The 10,338-nt window shown below is 63.2% G+C and carries 8 protein-coding genes; 2 read left to right on the top strand and 6 right to left on the bottom strand.

Annotated elements, in window-relative coordinates; all coding sequences use genetic code 11:
- The 6 genes from AC5JJ6_RS26090 to tnpA form a co-directional block, all read right to left on the bottom strand.
- Positions 1–590: LuxR C-terminal-related transcriptional regulator (locus AC5JJ6_RS26090; RefSeq protein ID WP_496044868.1), on the bottom strand; the 590-nt coding region annotated here is incomplete at its 3' end.
- Between the two features lie 296 nt (positions 591–886).
- Positions 887–2,971: a glycogen debranching protein GlgX gene (gene glgX / locus AC5JJ6_RS26085; protein WP_496044867.1), complete on the bottom strand. Its 2,085-nt coding sequence runs from the start codon at positions 2,969–2,971 to the stop codon at positions 887–889.
- A gap of 203 nt (positions 2,972–3,174) precedes the next feature.
- Entirely contained in the window at positions 3,175–5,880 is a 2,706-nt protein-coding gene (locus AC5JJ6_RS26080; RefSeq protein ID WP_496044866.1) for a hypothetical protein, read from the bottom strand.
- A gap of 24 nt (positions 5,881–5,904) precedes the next feature.
- Entirely contained in the window at positions 5,905–7,188 is a 1,284-nt protein-coding gene (locus tag AC5JJ6_RS26075) for an ATP citrate lyase citrate-binding domain-containing protein (protein ID WP_496044865.1), read from the bottom strand.
- A 777-nt stretch (positions 7,189–7,965) separates the two neighbouring features.
- The gene (locus AC5JJ6_RS26070) at positions 7,966–9,114 is read right to left on the bottom strand and encodes an RNA-guided endonuclease InsQ/TnpB family protein (protein ID WP_496044864.1); all 1,149 of its coding nucleotides are present in this window, start codon (positions 9,112–9,114) and stop codon (positions 7,966–7,968) included.
- 3 nt (positions 9,115–9,117) lie between these two features.
- On the bottom strand, positions 9,118–9,519 hold the full coding sequence (gene tnpA, locus AC5JJ6_RS26065) for an IS200/IS605 family transposase (protein WP_496044863.1): 402 nt from the start codon (positions 9,517–9,519) through the stop codon (positions 9,118–9,120).
- Between the two features lie 110 nt (positions 9,520–9,629).
- Here tnpA and AC5JJ6_RS26060 point away from each other — a divergent pair, with 110 nt between their 5' ends.
- Both AC5JJ6_RS26060 and AC5JJ6_RS26055 read left to right on the top strand, forming a co-directional pair.
- Positions 9,630–9,926: a hypothetical protein gene (locus AC5JJ6_RS26060; protein ID WP_496044862.1), complete on the top strand. Its 297-nt coding sequence runs from the start codon at positions 9,630–9,632 to the stop codon at positions 9,924–9,926.
- On the top strand, positions 9,926–10,338 hold a 413-nt coding region (locus AC5JJ6_RS26055), incomplete at its 3' end, for a type II toxin-antitoxin system VapC family toxin (protein WP_496044861.1). The genes AC5JJ6_RS26060 and AC5JJ6_RS26055, both read left to right, overlap by 1 nt.

The following is a 10,338-nucleotide window of genomic DNA, read 5'->3' as shown; positions in this document are numbered from 1 at the left end:
GCCTGGGTGCGGTTGTTGACGTCGATCTTGCGCAGCAGGGTCTTCAGGTGGACCTTGACGGTCGCTTCGGTGATGCCGAGCTTGATCGCGATCATCTTGTTGCTGGCGCCGGTCACCAGCGCCTGGAGGATTTCCTGCTCACGCGGCGACAGGCCGCGGATCGACTGCTGCGGGCTGATGGCGTTCATGTCCAGCAGCATGGAGGCGAGGTTGGTCGGGAACACCTTCTCGCCCAGCATGATCAGCTGGAGCGACTGGATCAGGGCTTCCGGCGACACGTCCTTCATCAGGAAGCCGTCGGCGCCCGACGTCATGGCGTCGCGCAGCGTATCCACCGACAGGTCGCTGGCCAGCACCACGATGCGGGCGTTCGGATAGGCGTTGCGCAGCATGTCGAGGTCGCCCGGCTCCTTGCCGGCCAGTCCCGTGATCACCATGCCGGAAGCCGCTGCGGCCTCGGCGTTCGCCAGGGCCTGCGCCGTCGTGCCGAACTCGACCTCGACCGCGAAGCGGGTATCGGCCAGAAGATGCTTGAGACCCTGACGGAAAAGCTGGTTGGACTCGATCAGAACGGTGCGGGACGAGGTCATGGCGGCGGTCTCCGAAAACATTAGAGGAATGAAAGGCTGCGTAATCCGGGACGGTATTTCGTAACGCGTTCGTTTCCGCGTTGGAGAAACACTGCACGAAAAATTGAACGCGATAAAGATAAAATTAACTCTTTATCGCGGATAAATGGTGCTATGCGGGATGTCGGGCGAAGATGCCTTTTGGCATAATGGGCTATTGCGGGCTATCGACGAGGAGCCGGATCGCCCTTGAAAGGAGATGCCCGGACCGTGGTCCGGATACCTCCCTCCAGGCGCTTCCCGGCTGAACCGGACGCTTAGACGAACACCACCAGCGACCGCGCCGCCACTTCGACGGCCTCTTCGCCGCCCGGCGTCTCGAAGCCTTCGCCATCCGGCGCGTTGGTGTCGATCACCGCCTTCCAGACCCGGCCTTCGCGTTCGGGAAGCTTGAACGGCACCGGCCCGTCGAAGGCGTTGAACGCGACGATGACGTCGTTCCACTCACCCTCGCCGGTCAGGTCTTCGCGCGACAGGCGGAGCGCTATCGACTTGACGCCGGCGTCTTCCCAATGCTCCGGCGTCTGCTCGCCGCCGCCGGGATTGAACCAGTTGACCACCATGCCGTCCCGGAAGCTCTCGCGCCGCAGGATCGGTTGCGACTGGCGGACCTTGATCAGCCGGCGGGTGAACGCCATCAGCGCGTTGCCGCTGTCGCCGATGCCTTCCCAGTCCACCCACGAGATATCGCTGTCCTGGCAGTAGCCGTTGTTGTTGCCGCCCTGGGAGCGGCCGAACTCGTCGCCCGCCAGGATCATCGGCGTGCCGTGCGACAGCAGCAGCGTCGCCAGGAAGTTGCGCTTCTGGCGCTCGCGGACGGCGATGATGCCTTCGTCGTCGGTCAGGCCCTCGGCGCCGTAGTTGAAGCTCCGGTTGTCCGAATGGCCGTCGTTGTTGTCCTCGCCGTTCGCCTCGTTGTGCTTTTCGTTGTACGAGACGGTGTCGTTGAGGGTGAAGCCGTCGTGGGCGGTGATGAAGTTGACGCCCGCCCACGGCCGGCGGCCCCGGATGTCGTAGACGTCGCCCGACCCGGTCACCCGCGCGGCCAGGTCCTGCATGACCCCTTCCGTGCCCTTCCAGTAGTCGCGGACGGTGTCGCGGTACTTGTCGTTCCACTCGGCCCAGCCGGGCGGGAAGCCGCCGACCTGATAGCCGCCCGGTCCGATGTCCCACGGCTCGCCGACCAGCTTGACCTTGCTCAGCACCGGGTCCTGCCCGACCGCGTCGAAGAAGCCGCCGCGCTGGTCGAAACCGTGCGGCTCGCGCCCCAGGATCGTGCCCAGGTCGAAGCGGAAGCCATCGACATGCATGTCGGTCGCCCAGTAGCGCAGCGAATCCAGAATCATCTGAAGGACGCGCGGATGCGACGTGTTGACGGTGTTGCCGGTGCCGGTGTCGTTGATGTAGTAGCGCGGCTCTTCCGGCATCGTCCGGTAGTAACTGAAGTTGTCGATGCCCTTGAACGACAGCGTCGGCCCCAGCTCGTTGCCCTCGGCGGTGTGGTTGTAGACGACGTCCAGGATCACCTCGATCCCGGCGTCGTGGAACGTCCGCACCATGTCGCGGAAGCCGTTCAGCCCGCCCGGCCCGAGATAGCGCTGTTCCGGCGCGAAGAACGCCATCGTGTTGTAGCCCCAGAAATTGGTGAGGCCCTTGGACATCAGGTGTTCGTCGTCCGGAAACGCGTGGATCGGCAGCAGCTCGACCGAGGTGACGCCGAGGCTCTTGATGTAGTCGACGATCGCCTTGTCGGCCATGCCGTCGAAGGTGCCGCGCAGCTCTTCGGCCAAAGCGGGGTGCCGCTTGGTGAAGCCGCGCAGATGGGTCTCGTAGAAGATCGTCTTCGCCCAGGGAATGCGCGGCTTGTCGTCGCCCTTCCAGTCATAGGCGTTGGGATCGACCACGATGCCCTTCGGCATCCCCTTGGCGCTGTCGTCGGCGTTGAACGACAGGTCCTTTTCCTCGTCGTTCAGGATATAGCCGAAATGGGCCGGCGACCACTCGACCTCGCCATGCAGCGCCCTGGCATAAGGATCGAGGAGCAGCTTGTTGGGGTTGAAGCGGTGGCCGTTCTCCGGATCGTAGGGACCGTGGACCCGGTAGCCGTAGAGCGTGCCCGGACCGGCGCCGGGCAGGAACCCGTGCCAGATCTCGTTGGTGTATTCCGGCAGCGTGATCCGCTCGACTTCCTCACCGCTCTTCTCGTCGAAGAGGCAGAGTTCCACCCGTTCGGCATGGGCGGAGAAAATGGCGAAGTTCGTCCCTTCGCCGGTCCATGTTGCACCCAGCACGGTATGGTCGCCCGCCTCGACGGTGCGGCTGGTATTGGTCAAGTCCGGCATTGATATCCCTGTTGGTTCGGGAGCGTGGAAAGCTCGCTCCCATGAACCATGACCGCTCGATATAGTTGCGGCGCACAGGCCGGAAATTTCGGTTTGGATTTGCCGTCAAGTTCGAGTACGGAGGGAACCGAAGTAATGGCGCCTTCTTCGCTATGCCACCACTTGATCTTCAGTTCCCGCCGGTAACAACTATACGGTCGTGCTCACGCAACAAACTTGCACTGTGATGCCGGTGTCCGGGTATCCATGTTGCGTCCCCGGTTCAGATGGTCGTCCGCCTCCGCAAGGCTGCCGATCATGCGGGCGTACAGGAACAGCGTGAAGGCCGCCGTATCCAGGGCCGCCGCCGGACATGCGCCGCTGCGGTAGGGCTGCCACAGCATCTTGAGCAGCAGCGCCGCGATCACGGCATCGATGTTGACGCAATAGACGGTGCGGGAAACGCCGGCGTCGAACAGCGCCTGCACCAGGGCCCGGTAATAGTCGTGGAAGACGTTGTACTCGCCGCGTTCCCGCATCAGGTTCCAGATGAAGACCTCGCGCGGGTCGTGGTTGACCGGCTTGTCCTTGAACACCGGGTGGTTGACGCCGGGGATCTTCTGGATGTCCAGGCTGCCCGCCGTCTTCCGGTTCGACTTGTACCGGGCGTAGACCTCCGTGTAGCGCGCCGCCAAGGCCTTCATGTCCAGGCCGTGGCCGCTGTCGCCCGGGTCGTTCAGGTCGGCGTCGCGGAACTGGTCGAGCAGGAAGGCGATGCCCTCGTAGCCGTTGCCGCCATGCGCATAGCCGCTGTGCGACAGGAAGCCGACCAGCGCCTTGTTGAGCTGCACCCGCTCCGGCGTTTCCGGCCCGTCGGCCGACACGGCTCCCTTGACGCCCTGGATGCTGATGGCGCCCGGACCGTTGGTCAGCAGCAACCCGATCAAGGTCTGGAAGACGAACAGGTCCTCGGGCCGGGGCTCCTGCCCCAGCAGCCCCAGATAGGCCACCTCCGTCAGCGACCGGCGTCCCAGGATTTCCTCATTCGAAACACCGCAGAAGCGTCCGGCTTCGTGCCGCTCCGCCGGGACCGACGCCCCCAGCAGCGTGCCGGCAAGCTTTATCCCCCATGGCAGGTTCTCGACCGACAGCAGGGAAATCCGCTTCCGCATCAGCGGACCCCAGGCAAGCGTCGCTGAAATTGCCGCCAGCACCCCATCCGCCGTCGGATGTCCGCCCAGGCTTTCCAGATAGCGCACGAAGACCGACCGCGCACCCCGCTCCCGCAGCCCCGCCAGCAGGGCCTCCGCCTCGGCATCCTCCTTCTTCCCCGCCAGGACGCCACGCATCGCCTCGTCCGGGACCACGCCGGCAAAGTCGAATTCCTCGTCCAGCGCCGTCTTCAGGCCAGCTCCGGCGAAAGCATCGACCAGGAACCGCACCGCGCGCCGCGCCGGCTCGACCCGCTTCGGGCCGATCAGGCAGGCCGCCGCAGCCATCACCGCATTAGGCGCGTTGCCGTCCTCCCGCGACGCCTGCGCCGCCACCAGGGCAGGCGTGCCGTGAAGGTTCAGGAACGACCCTACCGCCGCGTTGACCAGCGCCCGGTCGTTGTCGCCGCCCGCCTCATGCACCAGCGCCAGGGCGATGTTGGTCTCCAGCGGGTTCTGCGCCGCGTCCAGCATCGTGACACCGTTCAGGCTGGCGACCTGGGTCTTCGGGTCCAGTTGCGATGCGCCCGACGCGTCCTTCAGCGTCTGGCGCGGAAACACCGCGCCGACCTGCCGGTTCAGCAAGGCGATCTGCTCGTTGTACGGCGCCACCGCCTCGACCACCGGCAAATCGAGCGCTGCGGGAAGCGAGATGCCCCGCGTCGAGGCGAACCACGGCTTCAGCGCCAGACTGCCCTCCGGCGGAAAGTCCGGCCGCGTCGCGTTCTCCCGCATCACGGCGGTCAGCGCCATCGGGATATGGGCGATGTTGGTGACCACGGCGCCGCGCGCCGAAAACACCGGGTTCTCCGGCGTGAAGATGCCGTCCACGCCGAACTTCGCCATGAACCACTGTTCCTTGGCCCCGGCATCGTCGTCCCCGCCGGCCATGGCCCCCGCATGCCCGACGGCCCGCGTCAGCCGCGCCTTCCAGCGCCCGACGACGCAGGCCACCACCGGCTTATTGAAGTCCGCCTCAAGTTCGTAATGACCGCCCGGCTCGGCATAGAGCACGGCGGCCTTGCTGCGCGCGTCGTTCGCCAGCGCAAAGGCGAACTCGGGTGCCGCATAGTGGATATAGATGTCCTTGCCGCTGGAGATCGCCGTCGTCGTGCCCCAGCCGGCCATCCGCAGATACGTCGCGATCGTCGTCGTGAAATTGCCGGAGTTCGACAGGATCGCGATGGAGCCCTTCTTCAGCGCCTCCGCCGGGTTGTCGCCCCCCAGCGCCCCACCGATCCGCACCTCGTTCCAGGCATCCGCGACGCCCAGGCTGTTGCCGCCGAAGATGTCGATGCCGTTCTGCTGGCCCATCGCCCGGATCTCGCGGGCATCGTGGACCGACAGCTTTTCCGTCACGATGAAGATCTTGTTGAGTTCCGGGTTGACCCGTATCAGCTCCGCCACGCCATCGCGCGCCGCCGACGGCGGCAGGTAGACGACGCCGCAGTTGAAGCGGTGCCCCGCCTGCATGCCCTCGCGCACGCTGTTATAGACGGGAACGTCCCCCAGCGACGTTTCCAGTACCTGACCGCTTCGCCCCGGCGACGTGCCGAACACGACGTTGCCGCCGGAATAGACGTGCCCGACCGGCGTCACGTCCTTCGACTCCCCGCCCAGGATATTCAGGACGCAGACCCGGTCCTGGCGCGTCGCGATCTGTGCTAGAGAGTTGATGCCGACATAGTATTTGAATTCGCCGAACCCTTGCTTGAACATCGTCGTTTCCTCCGGGATTCTTTTTCAGGCCGCCGCGCGGGCGTTCTTCAGGCTGGCTGCGATCTGGTCGCGCCCGCCCGCCTTCATCCACTCGTCTATTTGCCGGGCGTATCCGACGACTTCGCTCATGTCGCTGTCGAAGCCGAAGATGTGATAAGGCACGCCCAGCGCCTCCAGCGTGTCGCGCATGGCGCCCATGCCCCGGATCAGGTTCGGCCCGCCGCGTCCGACCACGACATGCAGCGGGGTAGGGCCGTGCGCGCTGAAATGCTCGCGCAGGGCATCCGCCATGGCGCGGAAGGTTTCGAAGATGTCGGTGTTGTTCGACTTGCCGCCGATGATGAACAGCACGTTGGTCTGCCGGAGCCAGTGCTTGAAGCAGATCCGTGCGACCTCCCGCATCTTCTCGTAAGGCGGGTTGCCGCCGAAGTCGGACGAGATGATCGCGTTGTCGCCCAGCATCTCCGTCACCAGCGAATTGGCGCCGCCGCCGAATGTCGGCGCCAGGATCGTCCCGGCCGGGTTGATCACATAGACGTCGCTCTGGCCCTGATACGTGCGGAGCTGGTTGATCTCCTGCTCGAAGTCGGAATAGTCCACCGCGAACAGGTCGGACGGCAGGTTCAGCCGGCCCCAGCGCGGGTCGTCGCGGTCGAAGCCGCATTTGAAGTCGCAGGCGACCGGCGTCAGCCGCCCCTGCCGGTCCGCCCGCATCCGGATCGGGTTCAGCTCCAGCGTGGTCATGCCGAAATTGTGGAACAGCTCCCACAGCTTGGGCAGCTGCTGCACCAGGGGAGAGATGATCTGCTTGGGCGCCTTAAGTTCGGTCAGCGCATTGGCGACCACGAAGGCCTTCAGGCCGGTTAGCGGATCGAAGGGGATGCTGGCGACAAGGCTCTTGTCGATTTCCTCGATATCGACGCCGCCGTGATGGGTCAGCGTCATCGTCGGGGCACGGAAACGGGTGCTGTCGGTGATCGAGAAATAGACCTCGTGCTCGGCGGGCACCGCGCCCTCGAAGGTCACGCCGTTGGCCTTGTAGAAATTGTTGCCGACCCTGTGCTCGGCGAAATAAAGCCGTTCCTTCTCCTTGAGCGCCGTCTGAAGGTCCTTGGCGCGCCCCAGCAGACCCGCCTTGCCCTTCTTGCCGACGCCGCCCTTGAAGACGGGCTTGACGAAAACGGACCCGTGCCGGGCGATCAGGTCCTTGATCTCGCCTTCCGAAGCCGCCGGCCCCAGGACTTCCGACGTCGGAAACCCGGCGAATTGCAGCAGCTTGGCGCCATGGAGCATTCCCGTGACCTGCATGTCGTCCCCCCATAATTTATGGTTTGATTCCGAGCAAAACCTGGGCGTCAGGACCGGATCATCCTGTACTCTCAACAGGATTCATTTGAAACTATCTTCTTGGTCAACTTATCGAAGCGGTTCGCAGCCTTCAGATTACCTGCTCGTCACTGGATATTTAGCAGATCAGCCTGTCACCACCCTGTCAAAGCCGGGTATTCACCCACAAAAAATTGCGCTTCGATCTGGACCCCGGGCGTGATCGTGGGTGGCGGTATTCCACGTCAATCCAATCAAGAATTTGATCAACCGATCGATGCTGAATAATATTGGTACTAAAAATCAATGCTCTGATCGCGTCTCAGGGTGATGAGACGGCTTCATCGACACCGTCCATAGACGCCGGCTTCCAGTCGCGCTGCCCCTCGCTTCAGTGGCTTCAATGGATACGATAGCGTTGCATATTCTATCAAACCCTGCCCGTCGGCGAGACCGGGGGGTGCAAAGTGCAAGAGCAACCGGTACGGACGGGAATAACCAGCCTGCACAAGCGGATCGAAGGCAATGGCGAGAGTGCGAACGCACTCACCAGTGCGGAACGTCGGGGATACCGTCCCGATCGAGCGTCAGCGATAGATTGTGCCGCGTAAAGGGGCATAGCCTCCAAGCAATCCGACCCAGCGCAAATGACAACGAAGTTGCCTTGCTTGTACGCGTTCCTCCGGGTATATTACTGGAAATAGCAGGAGGAGTTGGTGAACACTCCGCCGCCTGAAGGCGGACGGCTTCTGAAGCAAGCTATGCGGCAACCCGCTGGCTTGACGCTTCAAGGGCCGCTCCTGCCCCCTTTGTCCAGGGAAACGCTCGATGCTTGATGACTTTACCGGAGTGAACGTCCCGATCCTCAACCGTCCCGCAGCCGGGGCAGTCGTGGATGCGGTCGTTCAGCGTCTTCGGCGTCACCATTCCGCAGCAGTCGCATTCCTGGGAAGTTCCACGGGGGTTGACCTTCGCGACCAGACCACCAGCATTCGCGGCTTTGTAGTCGGTGAACGAGATCAACTGACCCCACGCGGCATTGAGTACGGACTTGGCGAGCATCCCGCTCGCCATCCCGGTGATGTTCAGGTCCTCAAGCCCGATGTGAGAGTATTGGTTGACCAGATCGCGGGAGACTTTGTGGGCAAAGTCCCGCCGCTGGTTGGCCGTCCGGGCGGCGTGCCGAGCCAGCCGCATCTTCGCCCGCAGTCTACCCTTGCTGCCCCGCTTGCACCGGGCGAGGGCACGCTGGAGGCGTCGCTGTTTCTTCGATGCCTTGCCGACCCACTTCGGCGTCGGCACCATGTAGCCGTCCGACGTGGCGATCAGACTGGTCAAGCCGACATCGACACCAACCGCCTCCCGGAACGGGTGCGGGCCGTAGGCGTCCGGTGTCTCGACCGAGAAGCGGATGTACCATTTACCGCAGGACCGCATCACGACGGCGGTACTGATCTTGGCTCCAGCCGGAAGATCGCGGTGCCACCGCGCCTTGATCTCGCCGGGGATGCCGACGATGCCGAGCTTCCTGCTCTTGCGGATCGTCAACCCGTCTCCAACCCGGAAGTCGGCACTGTCGAACATGCTTTTCGCCCGGAAGCGGGGAAAGCCGCCCTTGCCCTTCTTGACCCTGCCGAAGAACGCCTTGAATGCTTTGTCCAGACGGCGGACGACTTGCTGTTCCGCCGAGTAACTATAACCGGCCAGCCGTTCGTCAACCAGCCGAACTGCTTTCAGTTCGTTGGCTTGATCGATGTAGCCGAGCGACTTGCCCCGCCGCTGGTACGCCTCGATCCGTTGCTGGAGACAGGCGTTGTAGAGGTCGCAGAAGCTCCCGAGCATGTCCGTCAAGGCCACGGCTTGCGGTTCCGTGGGAAAGAGGCGGTATTTGAACGAGAGAAGGGGCATCCGTCACTTACCCTTCTGTTCCGCGATGTAGCGGCGGATCGTCTGTTCCGAAACCGCACCCACCGTCGCGGCGAAGTAGCTGCGGCTCCACAGCGTCGGGAGCTTGGACCGCAATGTCGGGAACTCTTGGCGAAGCACTCGGCTGCTTCGGCCTTTCAGCCGGTTCGCGATTTCGGCAACGCCCATCGTCGGATCGGCCTCAACGAAGACGTGAACGTGGTCGGGCATGACCTCCAGAGCGTGGATCGTCATGCCGTGATCTTCCGCCACCTCCGCCAATACCTGCTTCAGCCGTTCATCGAACGGCGGGATCAGGACGGGACGGCGGTATTTCGGGCACCAGACAACGTGGTACTTCAACGAAAACACTGCCCCCGCGTTCTTGGCGTAGCGAGGAGCACTCATACGGAGAAGTATATGACCGACGCTTATCTACTGCAAGCGTGCTCTTCGCCCTTCGGGCGACCGGCTTTCCTCAGTCGCCTGAAGGCGACAGTCCCCAGCCGGAGACTCTGATGGGCAACTCACAAAAGCGCGCCATTCAGAACTATCGATCTCGCCTTAGCGAGCGCGGGTTGGCGCGCTTCGAGGTGCTCGGTCGTGATGCAGATCGTGAACTCATTCGATCTTTGGCTCGCCGTCTGGCTGAGGACGGTCCGGACGCATCGCGCCTGCGGGCGGCAGTCAGCCAAACTATTGCCGGTGAGGCAAAGAAGGGAGGCGTACTGGCGGCCTTCCGGCGCTCACCCCTAGTGGGTGCCGATCTCGATCTGAGCCGTCCCCGCGAGGAAGGCCGCAAGGTCGATCTTTGATGCGCTATCTGCTCGATACTAACATTCTCAGCAACATAACCAAACCAACGCCGTCGGAATCTCTCCTAGCCTGGATGTCTGAACGGGCAGACACGGACCTATTCATCTCTTCCCTCACACTCGCTGAAATCCAGCGTGGTGTCCTCGAAAAGCCTGCGGGCAAGAAGCGTAATCAGCTGGAGGCGTGGTTCTCAGGGCCTGAAGGCCCCCAAGCCCTCTTCAGGGATCGTATCCTCGCATTCGACGACAAAGCAGGTCTGATCTGGGCGCGGCTGATGGCAGACGGCAAAACGAAAGGCCGCCCGCGCAGCGGCTTGGACACGATCATCGCAGCGATTGCCGAGGCAAACGGATGTGTCGTCGTCACTGACAACGAGAGGGATTTTACAGGTATCGAGATCATCAACCCAAT

This window comes from Skermanella sp., from assembly GCF_059503625.1.
Note: the sequence above shows the minus strand (reverse complement) of the source record. Positions and strands in the feature narration are given on the sequence as shown.

What these genes read in the sequence shown, in the direction of transcription:
- AC5JJ6_RS26070 (WP_496044864.1), bottom strand. Translation starts at nt 9,114, where the DNA reads ATGCCCCTTCTCTCGTTCAAATACCGCCTCTTTCCCACGGAACCGCAA.
- tnpA (WP_496044863.1), bottom strand. Translation starts at nt 9,519, where the DNA reads ATGAGTGCTCCTCGCTACGCCAAGAACGCGGGGGCAGTGTTTTCGTTG.
- AC5JJ6_RS26080 (WP_496044866.1), bottom strand. Translation starts at nt 5,880, where the DNA reads ATGTTCAAGCAAGGGTTCGGCGAATTCAAATACTATGTCGGCATCAAC.
- AC5JJ6_RS26060 (WP_496044862.1), top strand. Translation starts at nt 9,630, where the DNA reads ATGGGCAACTCACAAAAGCGCGCCATTCAGAACTATCGATCTCGCCTT.
- AC5JJ6_RS26075 (WP_496044865.1), bottom strand. Translation starts at nt 7,188, where the DNA reads ATGCAGGTCACGGGAATGCTCCATGGCGCCAAGCTGCTGCAATTCGCC.
- glgX (WP_496044867.1), bottom strand. Translation starts at nt 2,971, where the DNA reads ATGCCGGACTTGACCAATACCAGCCGCACCGTCGAGGCGGGCGACCAT.